Genomic DNA, 19,141 nt, shown 5'->3' with positions numbered 1-19,141 from the left:
ATGTACGGGCTGGCGGCTGTTTCGGTTGCTGAGCGGCCGACAACATACCCGGGTCATTCTTGAGCGCCTTACTACTGGCAAGGAGAAACTGAGATGGCAATTAACCGTTCAAAAAAAGCAAGTGTGGCGGACTGGGAAACCCCCAACCTGGCTGCGCCGATTTTTCCTCAGGCCCTCAATAGTACAAGTGGTTTGATCTGGCGACCGTACTTGGAGAGCGATGGCGGTTTGAGGGTTGACTGCCCGATCTGGGCCTTCCCGGATGACGGGGACGTACTGCAGATCTATTTCAGCGTGGTTGGGCAAGCCTTCTGGATACCGCTGGATCCCATTTTCTTTCCAGTTCAACCTTCGGGACCTTTCGTTCAGGTGACCACCAATATCGCACCCCTCGGCCATGGTGAGTTTGATCTCAGGTTTAAAGTAAGGCCCGGTTCGGGCAGTGATTATTTAGACTTCTCTGCCCAACAACGGGTCAAGATTGATCTGTACGGTCCTTACAAAGCGCCCGGTAAGAGTGAAGCACCTGCAAGAGTTGTTTGGCCGGCTTCATTGCCTCTCGGTGTTGATATTACGCAAGAGACCTTGGACCTGAACCCCGGAGGGTTTGAGCTTGATATTCCTGGCTATGGGGATTATGAGGCGGGGGACACCGTGGCCCGGGTCTGGCTTACCGCCATCCAGCCGCCCGACGATGCGCCCTCTTTGGGCAGCAAACCCATGGAGGCTGGTGGAACAGTGTTCAACGTACCTATTTCAGCCATTGCTGCTATGGCTGATGGCATTTTATTTGCTTACTACCAATTCGTCGACGCTGCCGGCAATTACAGCGAGATTTCCAGAATCCCCACCGGGCGCAGGCTTAAGCGCAGTGCAAACCTGAACCTGGATCCTCTTGTAATCGTTGCACCACCCTCTGGTGGGATGGTGGATATCGAAGCATGGCAGGCCGGCGTGAAGGGGGCCATTCCACAATATGCATGGGAGCCGAGCGATCAATACAGGTTGCATTGGGGCGACCAGACCACCGCTCTGGCGCCTCTAAGCGGGGTTTTTCCGTTCGAATTCACGGTCCCTGGCCAACTGATTGTGGACGAGTACGCCGATCAGGAAGGCCCGGTTTCGGTGACGGCCAGTTATGACATCATCAGGACCGGCTCTACCAATTCTCCGACCGATGACACTCTGGTGAGTGTTGATTTAAGCGTTGTTGGGCCTCCGGGTCCGGTTCCGGGCGAGCCTAGCCCAGACCTGGACATCGTCACCATCACCGGCCCCGCGTCGGCCCCCACGACGAACTATCTGAACTCCGCCGACATCGATCACGTTGGCCCCATCCTGGCCACCTTCGATTTGTGGTCTGTCGACCCTGAGCCGGAAGAAGACGACGTCGTTACGCTGTATTGGGGGAGCAAGTTGAACCCGGCAGGCTCATACACCGTTGGGCCTGGCGATGGGCCTGGCACTGAGGTTGAAATCGAGGTAGATAAAACTGCGATTGCTGCGGGAGGCAATGGCGACGATATTCCGGTGTTCTATGGGGTGAGCCGCTCCGGGGCAAGCAATAGTAACTACTCGGATAGCACGTCCGTGAACGTGGACGACGCCATTACTCATCAACTCGACCCGGCGGAGTTTCTCCATTTGGGACCCTGGAGCATGGATCCTAGAGGCAGGCTTATCTGTGATTCCTTGCGGCCGACAGATGCCGGTACGCCGTGGAGTGAGAAGTATGTTGAGGTGAGGATTCCGCCCAATTCTGAGTTTTTTGCGGATGGAAAACAAATCACCGTTGAGTTTGTTGCTTCCACGGGACTTCTAGGCGATATCCCTATCGAGGCTACACGCGGTACAGCTTCAGTTACGCTGGACGCGGAGATGGCGGCGAAAGGGTTTATCTTCCAACTCAAACCGTTCGATCCGCATCTCAAAGTGGTCGGTGCCGCCGCGCCGTGGAATACGCTCTGGTTCCAATACTCTCTGGACATCGCCGGAACACCGGCACGATCGATACCTGCGGTTGTTCCGATTCGTATGGTGACGTCCAATAACTATTGCGATGGAACGCCCGCGTAACCCAAGGCGTGCGACAAGCACCGAGACATGATGTGTCTCGGTGCTTTTTACTACGGTTGCACCACTCAGTTCTTCTGCGCTCTTCAGATTTATCCTACTTACGCCTACCTCCCCCAACTATAACCTCGCGGCCTCTACAGGTCTGGCTCCACTCCTTCGGAACGAGTCATGCCACTGATTCATGGCATTTAGTTAGAGCGAGTGTTACAGCATGTCCATCAAGTATTTTTTTAAACTTTCCCCCATAAGTGCGGCTGTCAAGGTGTCTTCACTGGGCCTGTTGCTGGGCGTATCGGTACAAAGCCAGGCAAGTCAGGAAGTCGTCGCCCCAGGTGAATCCAAAGTTATTGAGTCTGGAGAGGCAGTAAAAAACTGGGCGCTGCAGGCCGGCTCCAGCCTGACCGTCAACGGAGCAACTACCGGTGCCATCCTTAGCCTGGGTGCGCAATTGACCGTGAATAGTGGCAGCGCCATTGAACGTATTGTTGCCCAGGAAGGTTCCACTGTGAGCCTGGACGCCGCGACTGTTAAAGCCAGTGCTGCGGGCGCGTCAGCGATGGAGCTGACCAACGGCAGCGCGACCATTTCCGGCAGCCATCTGGAAAGTGCCCAATCTATCGGCCTGGTACTCAATCGTTATAGCTCGACGCCGGATGGTTCTCGTGCAGACGTCAGTCACAGCACGATAAAGGGCGCACAAGCGGGTGCATCGGCGACTCAATTCAGTGAACTGTATTTGCAGGATTCCCTGGTACAAGGGACTGCCGTCGGCAGCACCGGCGTGTTGTTAATCGGCGGCTCTGCGTTTGCCCAGAATAGTGTGCTGTTGGGTGAGCAAAATGGGGTTCGTCTTACCCGTGTGGCCGGAACCACTCAAGATGGCTCACTGGTCCTGGATCAGACGACAGTCGAAGGTCAAACCGGCGCGGCAATTCTGGTCGCCGGCTTGCCGGGTCGGGTGCCGACGGCAACCATCGAGGTGAACAACGGCTCTCAATTGATCGGCGGCAACGGCAACCTGCTGGAAGTGACCGGTGGTGCGACGGCCAATATGAACGTCAATAACAGCCACTTGAACGGCAATGTCATCGTTGAAGCTGGCAGCAATGCCAACTTGAATTTGCACAACAACGCATCGTTGACGGGCGCTTTGTTGAACGTCAGCACGTTGAGCATTGCTGATGGGTCGTTCTGGAACCTGACCGGTGACAGCTTGGTGGGGGACCTGGAACTCGCTGGCGGTACGGTGAAATTCGGTGAGACCGATGCGTTTTACCAGTTGAACCTGGACACCCTCAGTGGTAACGGCACGTTCGTGATGGGCGCCGACTTTGCGGTCGGCTCGAACGATTTCCTGAATATCACCGGGGAAGCTACCGGCCAACACAGTTTGTTAGTGGCCAGCAGTGGTTTGGAACCTGTTTCCCCCGGTGACGTGCACATCGTGCATACCGGTGGCGGCGACGCGGAGTTCTCTCTGGCGGGGGGGGCCGTGGATATCGGTGCCTGGTCTTATGGCCTTAAGCAGGATGGCAACGACTGGTTTCTCGACCCCAGCGCACGCACTATCAGCCCGGGCACGCGTTCGGTACTGGCGCTGCTCAATACCGCGCCTACCGTGTGGTACGGCGAGATGACCTCGTTGCGCAGTCGCATGGGCGAATTGCGGCACAATGATGCCCAGGCCGGCGGTTGGATTCGTAGTTATGGCAATAAATACACAGTCTCTGATGCCAACGGTACGGGTTTCAAACAGACTCAGCGCGGGTTCTCCCTCGGTGCAGATACACCGCTGAGCGAAGACAGCAATTGGCTGGTCGGTGTCATGGCGGGGCACAGCACCTCGGACCTGGACTTGAGCCGTGGCACCTCCGGAACAGTGAAAAGCTACTACGCCGGTCTCTATGCAACGTGGATGGATGCGGACAGCGGTTACTACTTCGACGGTGTGGTCAAAGCCAACCGCTTCGAGAACGAATCCAAGGTCGGCATGAGCGATGGTGCCCAGGCTAAAGGCAAGTACGGAACCAACGGTATTGGTGCGTCGGCGGAAGTGGGGCGCCACATCAAACTGGATGACGCGTTCTTCATTGAGCCCTTTGCTCAGGCCTCTACGGTGGTGGTCAAGGGCAAGAAGTATGATCTGGACAACGGCCTCCAGGCAAAAGGTGAAAATACTCAGTCTGTGCTGGGTAAATTGGGTGTGACGGTAGGCCGCGATTTCATCATGAATGACGGCAGTGTGGTTCAGCCGTATCTTCGCGCTGCAGTGGCCCACGAGTTTGCCAGCGATAACAAAGCGCGGGTGAACGGCCAAGTCTTCAAGAATGATCTGTCGGGCTCGCGTGCCGAGTTTGGCGCGGGTGTGGCGGTGTCGCTCTCGCAGAACCTGCAGTTGCATGGCGACTTTGAACACAGCCAAGGCAAGCATGTAGATCAACCGTGGGGCGTAAACGTGGGGTTGCGCTATAGCTGGTAAAAGCCTGTGCGGTAATCCAAAAAGGAAGCTTCGGCTTCCTTTTTGGGTGTCTGGGCGGTGGCTTTTGGTTATCGCTCAGGGCTCAACGCACCCTGAACAACGCAGTGATGGTAGAGACAGGATTTCCATCATCGTGTGTGAGGATGTTTAGCAATCCGCCTTCAACGTGATCATTGGCTGGGTCTATGGTGGTCAAGTCAATGAGGCCTGTAGCACCGCGTATGAAGATGGGGTCCAACAAGTCATCTGTTGTATAGGTCAGCCTAATCTGATGACGTTCGTCTTCCAGTTTGTAAACGCCTTCCGTTAAAGTCGTCGGAAACGAAAGCTGGATTTTATGACGGACGAGACCCGGAACGACGACTTGAGTGCCGGAAACAGTCCATCGGTCCGCTGTCTTGGAGATGGAAAACGCTGTGGCAGTAAAGTCCTTCCCGTCGATTGTTCCTTTGAAATGATTAAGCTCTTGGGATGATTTTGGGGTGAGTATTTCTTGAACGGCTGTCATGGCGACATCTCCTCTACATAGTGATCGCGACTCCGGTTCACGTCCTGGATGGAGGCGCAGTGGTTGCGGATAGGCTCAAGCTTTGCGTCTCAACGAGACATCATCGAAAAATTCTGCGCCATCAATGCCAATAAGAATGATGGTTAGCGCGGTAGCGCTGGCGGGCATCGCCAGCTCCGCTGGATAGGTGGTCCAGCTCGACGCATCTACGCGAATTTCCGCAAACGTGCCGGATGGCTCTACTTCGAATCGGCAGAACCCATGCCCGCCAAAATCACTGCGCGAGCGAAAGGAAAATTCGTAGGTGTTTCCTCCGGTGACAGGGACGGTTTGCCGGGCACGGCCGCCCAGGGCGCACTCCAGGGTATTTCCGTCAAAATGAGTGCGGGAGCCGATCGGGGAGCCTTCGGTGTTCCAGTGATCCATGTTGTTGGAGAAATCCCCGTTAAGCACCAACTCAGGTCGGGGCGGGATGCCCGTATCCAGAGTCAGTTGCATCTCGTCGACGCACACTTCTCCGCTGGTGCCGGTGATAGCCACGGTGAGGAGGGTTGTCGCCGGTGGAGTGGTGAAGCTGATTTGCTGCCATCTCCAAACATGGAAGTCGTTGAGCTCAACTTCCAAGTCGGCACCGGGCACGTTGGAACGGATAGAAAGCGTGCCGTTACCTTTAAACAGGACCTGGCTCCAGAACTCGAGCAGATAGGTTGTTTCGGCACTGGCGTCAATGAGTTGGGAAGCCTGGCCGGTGAGTACGCGGCAATACTGGCGTGAGTAGTCCACGCTGTCTTGCGTGGTCCAGTCGGCGCCAAATTTGCTGAAGTTGCCGTTGCGCAGCAAATTGTTGATCAACGTACTCTGTCCAGGCATCTCGCCAGCTCCGATGAATCCCTGTGGGTGAAGCTATTGCGCGCTATAAGAGCAGGGTTGGCAACTGTCAGAACTAACAGGTTCGCTCTGCCATTCGTCGGTTCTAGCCCTGTGTCCACACACTCATCCAGGCCGACACCAGCAATAAGATCGCCATTAACCGATTGAACCGTTGCATGGCCCTGGCCGAGCCCAGCAGCCGGGTCGATCCGGCGCCCAGCACCGCCCACATGCCAAGACACGGCAGGGACACTACAAAAAACATCAGGGACAGGGCCAGCACATGCGCCTGACGCCCGTCTCCTTGCCCCGCAAACACACTGACCACCGCCAACGCCATCATCCAGGTCTTGGGGTTGACCAGTTGCAAGCTGGCGGCGCCGAGCAGGCCCAGGCGCTTGTGGGATGCATCGCGCTCAACGGCCTGGGCGGGCGCACTGAAAATCTGCCAGGCGAGGTAGCTAAGCCATGCGACGCCGACCCACTGCAGGGTGGCTTGTACCTTGGGCAGATGAATCAGCGACTCACCGAACCCCGAACCCACTATCAGCACAATGCCCGCTGCACCGGCACAAGCCCCGAGGATGATCGGCAATGCCGCTCGCAGGCCATAGCGGGCACTGTTGCTCAGCACCAGGATGTTGGTGGGGCCGGGCGTAATGGAGGCGACGAAGGCAAATAACGCGAAGGGCAGTAAGGTAGACAGCATGGGACGGGACTCCAGTGAACAGATCAGTGGTGTCCATCCTTGCAAGCCCGTGACTTAGCTGTCTGGAACGTTTGAGCAGCGCTTGCGGTACGCCGCCGGTGTCAGGCCATAGGCGCGCACGAACCAGCGGCCCAAGTGACTTTGATCGGCGAAGCCCAAGGCAATCGCCACATCGGCCGGTTGCGCGCCCTTGCCCAGCAAGTGGCGCGCGCGGGCCAGGCGCAGTTGCACCAGGTAGGCATGGGGCGGCAGGCCGAAAGCGCTTTTGAAGGCGCGACTCAGACGAAAGCGGTCGACGCCGCAGGCCAGGGCCAGTTCGTCCATGCCCACGTCCTGATGCAGGTGGTCATGCAGGTATTCCCGCGCCTTGTGGGCCACCCGCGGCAGGCGCGGATCTTCGCGGTAGCGGGTGCGCCAGTAGAGTTGGTCGGTGAGGCATTCCAGCAAGTGGTCCATTGCCCGTTGCCGCACGATGCGCAGTTCACCGCTGTGCAGTGTCTGGAAGGCTTGGCTAGTGGAGAGCGCCAGGCGTGGGTCGTTGGCCAGGGTGCTGGCGAAGCCCAATTGACTGTTGACCGGCGCTTCTTCAAATACCGCACTCACTTCCCGCGCCAGCCACTGTGGGTCGAGGTACAGCATGTGGTAGGTGAAGCCGTCCGCCGTGGGCGCGTCGCCGTCATGCACTTCGCCAGGCTCCACCAAAAAAACCTGGCCGGGCACGCTGTTGTGGCGGGCACGGCGGCAGTTGAATTGCTGCACGCCTTGTTCGGTGACGCCGATCAGGTAGCTGTCATGCCAATGGGGGTCATAGGCATGGCCTTCAAAATGCGCGCGCAGGGTCTCGATGCCAGTGTCGGCGTCCTGAGACAGGTCGATCCAATTGTGCGCGGCCATACATCACCGTTGAGGAATAAGTGAGGCTATTGGCGCCCATCCGCTAAAGAGCGTCTAGAAGGTTTGTGCAAGGCTAGCCGAACAGGCCGGCGGCGATATTGATCGAGAACCCCAGTATCGCGGTGTTGAACAGAAACCCGATCAACGACTGCGCCAGTACAACCTTGCGCAGGCCACGGGTGGCGACGCCCACATCCGAGGTCTGCACGGCCACGCCGATGGTGAAGGAGAAGTACAGGAAGTCCCAGTAGTTGGGCGTGAGCAACCCTTCGGCGAAACGCAGCGCCGGCTCCTTGCCTGCCCAGGTGTAATAGAGCCGGGCGTAATGCACGCTGAAAATCACCCCGATCAGCAGCCATGAGCCGATGACCGTCAGCCCGGTGAAACCGTAGTGCAACAGGCGTTGCCCGGTGGCCAACTCCTTGCTGCCCACCAATTCGAAAGTAATGGTCGCCAGGCTCGCGATGGCGGCGATGCACACCATGAACAGCACCAGCCCGGCGTTTTCGTCCTCGACTTCGGCGATGCGTTTGACGTCTTCGGCCTTGGCGCGGCTGGTCAGCCACAGCATCAGCACCAGGTAGGTCCAGACCCCAGCGTTCCAGCCGATCAGGATTTTGCTGATGAGTGTTTCGGCGGGCATCAGGATGCCTGCGGCAATACCCAGTACGGCGGCGGCGGAGAGGCGAGGGTGGGTACGGGCGAGGAAGGGCATGGCAGCTCACAGATGGTTACCTGTTAGCACCTTAGCGCATTTTTTGTAGCGAGCGGGTTGCTCGCTACAACCCGCCGGCTGTTCGCATCAGCGCTTTTTGCGCACCAGCTTCATCACCACCACAAAGAACACCGGCACGAACACCACTGCCAACGTCGCGGTAATCATCCCGCCAATCACGCCCGTACCAATCGCCTGCTGGCTTGCCGAACTGGCCCCGGTGGCAATCGCCAATGGCACCACGCCGAGAATAAACGCCAGCGAGGTCATGATGATCGGCCGCAGGCGCAAGCGCGCAGCCTTCAACGTGGCTTCGATCAGGTCTTCTCCCTGGTCATACAGGTCCTTGGCGAACTCGATGATCAAAATCGCGTTCTTCGCCGACAGGCCGATGATGGTGATCAAACCGACCTTGAAAAACACATCGTTGGGCATGCCGCGCAAGGTCACGGCCAATACCGCGCCGAGCACGCCCAGTGGCACCACCAGCAACACCGAGGTCGGGATCGACCAGCTTTCATACAGCGCGGCCAGGCACAGGAACACGATCAGCAGCGACAGGCCCAGCAGGATCGGTGCCTGTGCGCCGGACAAGCGTTCCTGCAACGACAGCCCGGTCCATTCCTGACCCAGGCCCGCTGGCAGTTGGCTGACCAGGCGCTGGATTTCCTCCATCGCCTCGCCGGTACTGTGCCCGGGGGCCGCCTCGCCGGAAATGGCGATGGCAGGGTAGCCGTTATACCGCGTCAGTTGCGCCGGGCCTTGGGTCCATTTGGCTTCGACAAATGCCGACAGCGGCACCATTTTTCCGGCGTTATTACGCACGTTGATTTTCATCAGGTCCGCCACCTGGCTGCGCTGGTCGCCTTCGGCTTGCACCACCACGCGCTGCATGCGGCCCTGGTTGGGGAAGTCGTTGACGTAGGCCGAGCCAATCGCCGACGACAGCACATTACCCACATCCGCAAACGACACGCCCAAGGCGTTGGCTTGCTTACGGTCCACTTCCAGCTGCACTTGCGGCGCTTCGGCCAGGGCGCTTTCGCGCACGTTGGCCAGGATCGGGCTTTTCTCGGCTGCCGCCAGCAACTCGGTGCGCGCTGCCATCAACGCGGCATGGCCGACGCCAGCGCGGTCCTGCAGGCGGAACTCGAAACCGCTGGACGTGCCCAGGCCGTCCACTGGTGGTGGCAGCACTGAGTACGCAATCGCGTCTTTCAATTCGCTGAACGCCATATTGGCCCGCTCAGCAATCGATGCGGCCGAATCCTCGCTGCTGCGCTCGGACCAATCCTTCAAGGTGGTAAACGCCAACGCGGCGTTCTGCCCCGAACCGGAGAAGCTGAAGCCCATGATCATGGTGGTGTCACCCACTCCAGGCTCCTCGGCGTTGTGCGCTTCGATCTGCTCGGCCACCTGCACCGTGCGGTTTTTGCTCGCGCCCGGCGGCAGCTGAATATCGGTGATGGTGTAGCCCTGGTCTTCCACCGGCAGGAACGAGGCGGGCAGGCGCATGAACATCAGGCCCAGGCCCACCAGCAGCACCAGGTAGATCAGCAGGTAGCGGCCGCTGCGCTTGAGGGCATAGGCCACCCAGCCTTCATAGCGGTCGGTGAGTTGCTCGAAGCGTTTGTTGAACCAGCCGAAGAAACCGCCCTTGGCATGGTGCTCGCCCTTGGCTATCGGCTTGAGCAGGGTGGCGCACAAGGCCGGGGTCAAGGTCAGGGCGAGGAATGCCGAGAACAGGATCGAAGTGGCCATCGACAGCGAGAACTGCTGGTAAATCACCCCCACTGAGCCCGCCATGAACGCCATCGGCAGGAACACCGCCACCAGCACCAGGGTAATGCCGACGATGGCGCCAGTGATTTGGCCCATGGCTTTCTTCGTTGCGTCCTTGGGCGAGAGGCCCTCGGTGACCATGATCCGTTCGACGTTCTCCACCACCACAATCGCATCGTCCACCAAAATGCCGATGGCCAGCACCATGCCGAACATGGTCAGCACGTTGATCGAGAAACCCAGCAACAGCATCGTGGCAAAGGTGCCCATCAGCGCAATCGGCACCACCAGGGTGGGGATCAGCGTGTAGCGCACGTTCTGCAGGAACAGGAACATCACCGCAAACACCAGCGCCATGGCCTCCAGCAAGGTGTAGACCACCTTGGTGATCGAGACTTTGACGAAGGGCGAGGTGTCGTACGGAATCTTGTATTCCACATTGGCCGGGAAGTAGCGTGACAGCTCATCCATCTTTGCCCGCACCAGGGTCGCGGTGTTCAGCGCGTTGGCACCGGGCGCCAGTTGCACGCTGACGGCGGTGGATGGCTTGCCGTTCAGGCGCGTGGAAAACTGGTATTCCTGGCTGCCGATTTCTACCCGCGCCACGTCGCCGACGCGAACGGTGGAACCGTCCGGATTGGCCTTGAGCACGATGTCGGCGAACTCCGCCGGGGTGGAAAGCTGGCCCTTGACCAGGATAGCCGCCGTGATTTCCTGGGTCTTGGTGCCCGGCAAATCACCAATACTGCCAGCGGAAACCTGGGCGTTCTGCGCGCTGATCGCGTTGTTGACGTCGGCCGGGGTCAGGTTGAAACCGATCAGCTTCTGCGGGTCGATCCAGATGCGCATGGCCCGTTCGGCGCCGTACAACTGCGCCTTGCCCACGCCGTCCAGGCGCTTGAGTTCGTTCATTACGTTGCGCGCCAGGTAATCGCTGAGCGCTACGTCATCGAGCTTGCCGTCACTGGAGGTCAAGGTCACCAGCAGCAGGAAACCCGCGGAGACTTTTTCTACCTGCAAGCCTTGCTGGGTCACCGCCTGGGGCAGGCGTGGCTCCACGGCCTTGAGCCTGTTCTGCACATCGACCTGGGCCATTTCCGGGTCGGTGCCGGGTTGGAAGGTGGCGGTGATGGTGGCCGAACCCAGGCTGCTCTGGGATTCGAAGTACAGCAAGTGATCGGCGCCGTTAAGCTCCTGCTCGATCAGGCTGACCACACTTTCATCCAGGGTCTGGGCCGAGGCACCGGGGTACACCGCGTAGATCTCGACTTTCGGCGGCGCCACGTTGGGGTACTGGGCCACCGGCAACTGCGGGATGGCGAGTAAACCGGCCAGAAGGATAAACAGGGCAACCACCCACGCGAAGATCGGGCGGTCAATAAAGAACTGCGGCATGGTCGAATAATCCTTATTGGCCGGAAGCCTGAGCGAGTGGCGTCGGGCTGTCGTCTACCTGGACTTTTTCACCGGGGCGCGCGTGTTGCAGGCCTTCGACGACGATGCGATCACCGGGCTTGAGGCCGCTGCTGACGATCCAGCGATCGTCGATCACCGCACCCAATTGCACCGGTTGCTGGCTGACGGTCTGCTCGGCATCCACCAGCAGCACCATCGGGATACCAGCACTGTCACGGCTGATAGCGCGTTGCGGCACGCTGATGCCTTGTTTGTCGACCGCTTGCTCCAGGCGCACTCGCACGAAGCTGCCGGGCAATAGGTCGAGGTCCGGGTTGGGGAACTCGCTGCGCAGAATGATCTGCCCGGTGCCGGGGTCGACGCTGATGTCGGCGAAGAGCAATTTGCCCGGCAGCGGATACAGGCTGCCGTCGTCCTGGATCAGCGTGGCCTTGGCCTGGTCCTGACCGACCTGCTTCAAGCTGCCGGCGCGAAAGGCGCGGCGCAGGTCGTTCAGTTCGCGGGTGGATTGAGTGAGGTCAGCGTGAATCGGGTCCAGTTGCTGGATGATCGCCAGGGGCGTGGCCTCGTTCTGGCCGACCAGTGCGCCTTCGGTCACCAGCGCCCGGCCAATACGCCCGGAAATTGGGGCCGTCACAGTGGCATATCCCAGGTTCAACTTGGCGCGTTCGACGGCGGCTTTATTGGCGGCGACTTCGGCGTTGGTCTGGCGCAGGTTGGCGCGGGCGTTGTCGTAGTCCTGGCCGCTGATGGCGTTGCCTTCCACCAATTGGCTGTAGCGCTGCTCTTGCAGGCGTGCCTGGAACGCGTTGGCTTGGGCCTTGCTCAGGTTGGCCTGGGCGCTGTCGAGATCGGCCTTGAACGGGGCCGGGTCGATGCGAAACAGCACGTCGCCCTGTTTGACGTCGTGGCCTTCCTTGAATACCCGCTGCATCACCACGCCGGCCACCCGCACGCGCACTTCGGCCACACGCGGCGCGGCGATGCGTCCGCTCAGCTCGCTGGTGATGGACAGAGGCTTGGCCTCAAGTGTTTCGATGCGCACTTTGGCCAGGGGCATTTCCGGCGCTTCGGCGGCTGATTTGTCACAAGCACTCAGGGCCAGCGTCAGGGCCAACAGGCAAAACGGCGCAAACAGATTCTTCGACATGCTCTTATCCCAATAGTGACTGGCGCATCCTAAGTTCACCTGCGCCGCGGTGCTGTGAAGCTGTGTAGGTGGTCTGTGAAGAAATGTAAGGTGCGGCGCGCGGGGCGCCGAGGGCGTATATCCTTGCACAACCTTGCAAAAACTGACGATCCAATGTGGGAGGGGGCTTGCCCCCGGTGGCGGTGAATCAGTCAACGACTCTGCATCTGAAGCACCGCCAACGGAGGCAAGCCTCCTCCCACATTGGATTTGTGTACGACCTATCACTGTATTTTTTGGAAACACCTTCATGCCCAACATCCTCCTGGTGGAAGACGACGCCGCACTCTCGGAGCTGATTGCCAGCTACCTGGAGCGCAATGGCTATCACGTCAGTGTGCTCAGCCGTGGCGACCACGTACGGGAACGCGCACGCCTCAATCCGCCGGACTTGGTGATCCTCGACCTCATGCTGCCGGGGCTCGACGGCCTGCAAGTGTGCCGCCTGCTGCGCGCCGATTCGGCAGGGCTGCCGATCCTGATGCTCACCGCTCGCGACGACAGCCACGACCAGGTGTTGGGTCTGGAAATGGGCGCCGACGACTATGTGACCAAACCCTGCGAGCCGCGCGTGCTATTGGCCCGCGTGCGCACCTTGCTGCGGCGCAGCAGTTTGTCGGAGCCCCAGGTGGCCAACGATCAGATCCACATGGGCAACCTGTGCATCGACCTGTCGGAGCGCACCGTGGTGTGGCGTGAGCAGCCGGTGGAGCTGTCCAGCGGCGAATACAACCTGCTGGTGGTGTTGGCGCGGCATGCCGGTGAAGTGCTCAGCCGCGACCAGATCCTGCAACGCCTGCGCGGGATCGAGTTCAACGGCACCGACCGCTCGGTAGACGTGGCCATCTCCAAGCTGCGCCGCAAGTTCGACGACCATGCCGGCGAGGCGCGCAAGATCAAGACCGTGTGGGGCAAGGGCTACCTGTTCAGCCGTTCCGAGTGGGAATGCTGAGCCATGTTTCGTGTACTGCTGCGCCTCTACCTGATCACCATCGTCACCTACAGTGCGGCGATCTACCTGATTCCCAAACTGGTCATTCAGCTGTTCGAACACCGTTACCTGGATTACAACATTGAGCAGTCCCGTGGCCAGCAAACCCTCATCGTCAAGCAATACCTGCGTGCGCCGGTGGAGCGTTGGTCCCAGGTCACCGAGCAACTGGGCCGCGACTTTGCGCCGCTCAAAGTGCAACTGCTGCTGCGTCAGGACGCCAGCTATACCCCGCAAGAAGCCAAGCTGCTGGAGCAGGGCAAGCCGGTGATTCGCCTGGGAGAATGGGGTTGGATGGAAGAGATCAGCTCGCCGCTCAACCAGCAGTTCGTGGTCAAGCTGACCATCCCGCCAGACCCGCTGGACATGAACCTGCTGTACTGGTCGATGAATGTGCTGATCGGCGCGGCGTTGCTCGCCTGCCTGCTGTTCTGGCTGCGCCCGCACTGGCGTGATCTGGAACGCCTGAAAAGCACCGCCGCTCAACTCGGCAAGGGCAACCTGGCCGAGCGCACCCGTATTCCGCCCAGCTCCAACATCGGCAGCCTGGCGGCAGTGTTCGACACCATGGCCGACGACATCGAACACCTGCTCAACCAACAGCGAGACCTGCTCAACGCCGTCTCCCATGAACTGCGCACGCCGTTGACGCGCCTGGATTTCGGCCTGGCCCTTGCGCTGTCCGAAGACTTGCCCGAGGCCAGTCGCGAACGTCTGCACGGCCTGGTGGCGCATATTCGTGAGCTGGATGAATTGGTGCTGGAGTTGCTCTCCTACAGCCGCCTGCAAAACCCGGCGCAATTGCCGGAGCGGGTCGAGGTGGTGCTCGATGAGTTTATCGACAGCGTGCTGGGCAGCGTCGACGACGAGCTGGAAAACCCCGAGATCGTCATCGATGTCGTGCTTGATTGCGCTGTAGAACGCTTCAGTCTCGACCCGCGCCTCACCGCCCGTGCCTTGCAGAACCTGCTGCGTAACGCCACGCGTTACTGCGACAAGCGCATCCAGGTGGGGGTCAAGGTGTGTCCCAAGGGCTGTGAAATCTGGGTGGATGACGATGGCATTGGCATCCCGTTGGACCAGCGTGAACGTATCTTCGAACCGTTCTATCGCCTCGACCGCAGCCGCGACCGCAGCACCGGCGGCTTCGGCCTGGGTCTTGCGATCAGCCGCCGCGCCCTGGAAGCCCAGGGCGGGACGTTGACCGCCCAGGCGTCGCCGTTGGGTGGTGTGCGGTTTCGCGTGTGGCTGCCCAGCCTCGGTTGATCAGAGCACCTTGACCGCGCGGCCGATGGCCTGGATCGGCCCGGTGGGTTTGCCGGTCGGCGAGCCGCTCGGGTCTTCCAGGGTCAGTTCGAACAATTGGTTAGGCGACAGCGGCGGCAGCCTGTCCAGCGGCAGCGACAGGGTTTGCCCCGGCTTGACCAGCCCCAGGGACACGGGAGCTTGCCAGCCATCACCCTTGGTCCAGAACTGCAGCGCCTTGTCCGCTGGGACTTCCATCACGCCCAACGGGATCAACTGAATCTGCTGATTGTTGCTGGCCTGGATCACCCAGCCGGGCGCCTGGCTTTGGGGGGCCACCAGCACCACCACAAAGGCGGGGTCCGCGATAGGAGGGCGGGTCAGTAATAACGTCGCCAGCACCACGCTTGCCGCCAGCCCGGCACCGGCCAGGCCGCGCCACAAGGCCAGCAGGTTCCACCACGGTACGTCGGCGTCCGGGGTCGCGGTGTTACGTTCGATGCGCCGCCATAACTGCGCCGAGGGCAGCACCGGCTCCGCCAACGCGGTCAGGGGCAGCAGGCGCTGCTCCCAGGCATCCACCGCCGCGCGTAACTCGGCATCGTGGGGCAGGCGTTGTTCCACGTCGGCCCGTTGTTCAGCGGGCAGGGTGCCCAGCACGTATTCGCTGGCCAGTTCGTCCAAGGGGTTGTTCATGCCATGCACTCCCGCAGCGCGGCGAGGCTACGTTTGATCCAGGCTTTGACGGTCCCCAGGGGGGTGTCCAACCTCGAAGCGATTTCGCTATGGGAATAGCCGTCGACATACGCATGCAGGATGCACGTGCGGCGGGCCGGATCGAGCTGCTCCAGGCAGGTGTGGATCTGCCCGGAACGCGCGGAAAACTCAAAGGTGTCGGTGGGCGCGGTGACGTGCTCGTGTTCGTCGTCCAGCGGCACCTCACGGTACTGGTTGCGCACCACGTTGAGCGCCAAGTGTCGGGTCACGCTGAACACCCAACCCCGCGCCGAACCACGGCTGGGGTCGAAACTGCCGGCGCCGCGCCAGATCTTGATAAACGCGTCATGCACGATATCTTCGGCCAGCGCCCGGTCACGCACGATACGCAGGGCTACGCCGAGCAAGTGGCTGCTGTCCTGCTCATACAGTCGGCGCAAGGCGCGTTGGTCGCCACGGGCACAGGCCAGCAGACAGGCTTCGTAATCAAACACGCACATCCCTCAAATGGCTGAACCCCTGTGGCGAGCATGCTCGCCACAGGCAGCGTAGCGCAGTTTGATCAGTTGGCCGCCCAGAAGATGTAGTCGGCCTGGTACTTCACCATTTCCTGTTTGCCCTTGTTGGCGACCGTGCATTCAGTGCTCGGCGCTACACCGCCTTTAAGGGCGACCCGTTGGATGTAGCTCACGCCACTCATCGCGCCCTTGCCTTCGGCCGGGTTGGCCTTGACCAGTTGATAAGGCAAGTTGCCCGGGCTCGATGGCGCCACGGCCAGCTGGGTGCCGGTGATTTTCGAACCGTCCTTGGCTTGCCAAGTGGCAGGTGGGCCGAAGTAGGTGCCGACCTGCTTGCCGCTGCGATCATTGAGCACCGCCTTGGGGCCGACGAAAGTCCATTCGGTCTGGCCAGCGACGTTGGCTTTGTCGCGGCACTCGTAGGTGATTTCGCCGACACCGGTGGTTTCCATCGCCACCTTGTGGCCGTCCGGCACTTTAATGCTGTCCGGCAAACCGGCCTGGGCAAAGGCGGCGGGGCTGGCAACGAGCAAACCGGTGAGGCAGAGCAGGGCTTTAGCGTTCATGGGTGTTTCTCCATTAGATGAAACAGCAGGGTTGCTGCAAGGACTACCCATGGGCACGCCAACTGGATGCAGTGATCGGCAAAAAAATTGCATTAAGCGAAAAAGATCTAAAGTCAGATCATATTGGTATAAGTCGTTATAAGAAAAATCGCTATCCTGCCGCCAGAAATTTATAAGGCCGCGGGTAGCTGTAATGGAAGTGGGTAACTTTGGTTTCGTAATTGCCGGCCTGATCGTAGGTTTTATCGTGGGCATGACCGGTGTCGGCGGGGGCTCTTTGATGACCCCGATCCTGTTGTGGTTCGGCATCAACCCGGCCACGGCTGTGGGCACTGACCTGTTGTACGCGGCCATCACCAAGTCCGGTGGCGTGCTGGTACACAGCAAGAACAAGAACATCGATTGGACCATCACCGGCTGGTTGACCCTGGGCAGTGTGCCTGCGGTGCTGCTGACCCTGTGGTTTCTCGCCACCTTGCATACCGATCCTACGGCGATGAACGCGGTCATCAAGCAAGCCCTCGGTGTCGTGTTGCTGTTGACGGCCCTGGCGATCCTGTTCAAGCAACGCCTGCTGGCCTTCGCCCAGCGTCACGCGGGCGACAGCTACCACATGAACCCGCGCAACCTGAACGGCTTGACCGTTGTCACCGGCGCCATCCTCGGCACCATGGTCGCCCTGACTTCAATCGGCGCCGGCGCCCTGGGCACTGTGGCGCTGTTTATCCTGTATCCATTCCTGGCTACGCGCCGCCTGGTGGGCACCGAGATCGCCCACGCGGTTCCCCTGACCCTCGTGGCCGGACTGGGCCATGCCGGCATGGGCAATATGGACTGGCACCTGCTGGGCTTTCTGCTGATGGGTTCGTTGCCGGGCATTTACTTCGGCAGCCACATGACCGGCAAGATCCCGGACGGCGTGCTTCGCCCGTGCCTGGCGATCATGTTAATGGCGGTTGGTTACAAACTGGCCTTCTGAGGCGTGCGCAGTATCCAATGTGGGAGGGGGCTTGCCCCCGATAGCGGTGGGTCAGTTTTTGAATACAGTGACTGACCCACTGCCATCGGGGGCAAGCCCCCTCCCACAGTTTTGACCCCGCTCAGCCTCAGGCTTTCGCCGGGCCATTGCCGATCTGCCACACAAACGGCGGCTCGGTGCCATTGATCACCCAGTCCCCCACGATCCGCGCCTTGTAGATCACCGGGTTGTGGGACGACACAGTCCGCGCATTGCGCCAATGCCGATCAAGGGCTTTCCCCTGGCGCACATCCGAAGCCCCCAGTGCGTTGAACAACTCGCTGGTAGCCCGCTGGATCAACTCCGACACCACCACCTGCGCCGTGGCCGATTCAATTTCGGCGGCGACGTTGGCTTCGCGCTCCACGGCGTCATCCCCGCCAAACCGCGCCACGTAAGCCCGTTGCGCTGGCAATGTCGCCCTTAACGCGCTGGCCTCAGCGGCATACACCAGCGCCGCGACTTCGCCCACCACCTGTTGAATCTGTGCATCCTGGCTCACATGCTGGGCATTGCCGTGGCTGTAGATGCGCTTGCGGCTGCGCACCTGGTGGGCCACATCGCGCAACGCCGCACGGCCGATACCGGCGAGGCTGGCCAGCAGGACAAGTTGGTAGAACGCGGTCTGGTATTTGAAACGGGTGGCAAAGTCGATGACGTTATCCGCCTCGACTTCAGCATCGGTAAAGCGCGAGGTGCCGCTGCCGGTGGTGCGCTGGCCAAAGCCGTCCCAATCGTCGCTGTGCACCACGCCAGGCTGGCGTGCGCGGGTCGCAGCGATCACATCGCCGCCGGTGTCGCTGCGTTGGGCGTACACGTCGATCCAGTCAGAGAAAATGCTGCCGGTGCTGTAGAACTTTTCACCGTTGAGCTTCCACTTATCGCCGTCGGGGCTGACCTGGGTAACCACATCACCGATGGCCACGTTGCCGATTTCAGTCCAGGCGCAGCCGACGATATCGCCGTCGACAAACCGCTTGAACCACAGGTCCCGGCCGGCACTCGGCGGCGCGTTCAGGCGGTCCTCGGCAAAGGCGAAATGCCCGCGCAGGGCCTGGGGTACGTTGGAGTCGGCTTCGGCCAGTTCGATCAGCAGTTCGAACAGTTGCGGCAGCGAAGCACCGCCACCGCCATATTCCACCGGTACGCGCACCGCGCCGAAACCGGCCTCCTTGAGCCATTGGATCGGCTCATGGGGCAGGGTACGGCTGAGTTCGCGCTGCACCGCACCGTCGGCGATGCGCTGGAAGATCGGCCGGAAGCGCGCGGCCAAGGTGGGGTAATCGAAGCCGATGGACAGCGGGTTAATGACGTGATGTTCGGTCATGGGCAAGGCTCCGGGGCAGTGGTCAATGCAAGGGGGATTGCACAGTCCGTGCCGGGTTCGTGGCCCAATGTTTACGGGGGATTTGCGTTGATTACTGTTGCTCCAGCAACAGCATTCCGAC

Annotated in this window: 16 protein-coding genes; 5 read left to right on the top strand and 11 right to left on the bottom strand. The window is 60.3% G+C overall.

Annotation, left to right across the window (positions count from 1 at the left end):
- Window positions 1–93 precede the first annotated feature (93 nt).
- Together ACVWXD_RS12105 and ACVWXD_RS12100 are read left to right on the top strand one after the other, a co-directional pair.
- A complete protein-coding gene (locus ACVWXD_RS12105) occupies window positions 94–2,076 on the top strand; it encodes a hypothetical protein (RefSeq protein ID WP_457371063.1) in 1,983 nt (660 codons plus the stop codon).
- A gap of 211 nt (window positions 2,077–2,287) precedes the next feature.
- A complete protein-coding gene (locus ACVWXD_RS12100) occupies window positions 2,288–4,555 on the top strand; it encodes an autotransporter outer membrane beta-barrel domain-containing protein (RefSeq protein ID WP_260367231.1) in 2,268 nt (755 codons plus the stop codon).
- Between the two features lie 82 nt (window positions 4,556–4,637).
- Here the strand turns inward: ACVWXD_RS12100 and ACVWXD_RS12095 are convergent, their stop codons facing one another.
- The 7 genes from ACVWXD_RS12095 to ACVWXD_RS12065 form a co-directional block, all read right to left on the bottom strand.
- Window positions 4,638–5,063 (bottom strand): hypothetical protein, encoded by a 426-nt coding sequence (locus ACVWXD_RS12095; RefSeq protein ID WP_457371062.1) that lies wholly within the window; start codon window positions 5,061–5,063, stop codon window positions 4,638–4,640.
- Between the two features lie 75 nt (window positions 5,064–5,138).
- Window positions 5,139–5,915, bottom strand: a complete 777-nt coding sequence (locus ACVWXD_RS12090; RefSeq protein WP_457371061.1) for a hypothetical protein — start codon at window positions 5,913–5,915, stop codon at window positions 5,139–5,141.
- Window positions 5,916–6,036: 121 nt separating this feature from the next.
- The gene (locus ACVWXD_RS12085; protein WP_181643681.1) at window positions 6,037–6,642 is read right to left on the bottom strand and encodes a LysE family translocator; all 606 of its coding nucleotides are present in this window, start codon (window positions 6,640–6,642) and stop codon (window positions 6,037–6,039) included.
- 54 nt (window positions 6,643–6,696) lie between these two features.
- Window positions 6,697–7,536: an AraC family transcriptional regulator gene (locus tag ACVWXD_RS12080; protein ID WP_032887015.1), complete on the bottom strand. Its 840-nt coding sequence runs from the start codon at window positions 7,534–7,536 to the stop codon at window positions 6,697–6,699.
- Between the two features lie 73 nt (window positions 7,537–7,609).
- Window positions 7,610–8,251 carry a DUF1345 domain-containing protein gene (locus tag ACVWXD_RS12075; protein WP_181643679.1) on the bottom strand — a complete coding sequence of 214 codons (642 nt, stop codon included), beginning with the start codon at window positions 8,249–8,251 and terminating at the stop codon, window positions 7,610–7,612.
- 87 nt (window positions 8,252–8,338) lie between these two features.
- Window positions 8,339–11,428, bottom strand: a complete 3,090-nt coding sequence (locus ACVWXD_RS12070) for an efflux RND transporter permease subunit (RefSeq protein ID WP_260367226.1) — start codon at window positions 11,426–11,428, stop codon at window positions 8,339–8,341.
- Window positions 11,429–11,441: 13 nt separating this feature from the next.
- Window positions 11,442–12,599 carry an efflux RND transporter periplasmic adaptor subunit gene (locus ACVWXD_RS12065; RefSeq protein WP_457371060.1) on the bottom strand — a complete coding sequence of 386 codons (1,158 nt, stop codon included), beginning with the start codon at window positions 12,597–12,599 and terminating at the stop codon, window positions 11,442–11,444.
- Window positions 12,600–12,888: 289 nt separating this feature from the next.
- Between ACVWXD_RS12065 and ACVWXD_RS12060 the strand changes: the two genes are divergently transcribed.
- Window positions 12,889–13,590, top strand: coding sequence for a response regulator transcription factor (locus ACVWXD_RS12060; protein WP_032886904.1), 702 nt, complete (start codon window positions 12,889–12,891; stop codon window positions 13,588–13,590).
- Between the two features lie 3 nt (window positions 13,591–13,593).
- On the top strand, window positions 13,594–14,895 hold the full coding sequence (locus ACVWXD_RS12055; protein WP_457371059.1) for an ATP-binding protein: 1,302 nt from the start codon (window positions 13,594–13,596) through the stop codon (window positions 14,893–14,895).
- Here ACVWXD_RS12055 and ACVWXD_RS12050 read toward each other — a convergent pair whose 3' ends face one another.
- From ACVWXD_RS12050 to ACVWXD_RS12040, 3 genes are all read right to left on the bottom strand, one after another.
- Window positions 14,896–15,570, bottom strand: coding sequence for an anti-sigma factor (locus ACVWXD_RS12050; protein WP_032886901.1), 675 nt, complete (start codon window positions 15,568–15,570; stop codon window positions 14,896–14,898). It lies immediately after the preceding gene.
- On the bottom strand, window positions 15,567–16,091 hold the full coding sequence (locus tag ACVWXD_RS12045) for a sigma-70 family RNA polymerase sigma factor (RefSeq protein ID WP_095185881.1): 525 nt from the start codon (window positions 16,089–16,091) through the stop codon (window positions 15,567–15,569). Before ACVWXD_RS12045 ends, ACVWXD_RS12050 begins: the two co-directional genes overlap by 4 nt.
- 62 nt (window positions 16,092–16,153) lie before the next feature.
- Complete coding sequence (locus ACVWXD_RS12040; protein WP_457371058.1) at window positions 16,154–16,675, bottom strand: DUF3455 domain-containing protein; 522 nt, start codon at window positions 16,673–16,675, stop codon at window positions 16,154–16,156.
- A gap of 193 nt (window positions 16,676–16,868) precedes the next feature.
- Between ACVWXD_RS12040 and ACVWXD_RS12035 the strand changes: the two genes are divergently transcribed.
- Complete coding sequence (locus ACVWXD_RS12035; protein ID WP_032886896.1) at window positions 16,869–17,654, top strand: sulfite exporter TauE/SafE family protein; 786 nt, start codon at window positions 16,869–16,871, stop codon at window positions 17,652–17,654.
- A gap of 127 nt (window positions 17,655–17,781) precedes the next feature.
- On the opposite strand, the gene ACVWXD_RS12030 is transcribed toward ACVWXD_RS12035, so the two are convergent.
- Window positions 17,782–19,020, bottom strand: coding sequence for an acyl-CoA dehydrogenase family protein (locus ACVWXD_RS12030; RefSeq protein ID WP_457371057.1), 1,239 nt, complete (start codon window positions 19,018–19,020; stop codon window positions 17,782–17,784).
- Between the last annotated feature and the right edge of the window lie 121 nt (window positions 19,021–19,141).

It is taken from the genome of Pseudomonas sp. TE3911 (genome assembly GCF_054062775.1).
Note: the sequence above shows the minus strand (reverse complement) of the source record. Positions and strands in the feature narration are given on the sequence as shown.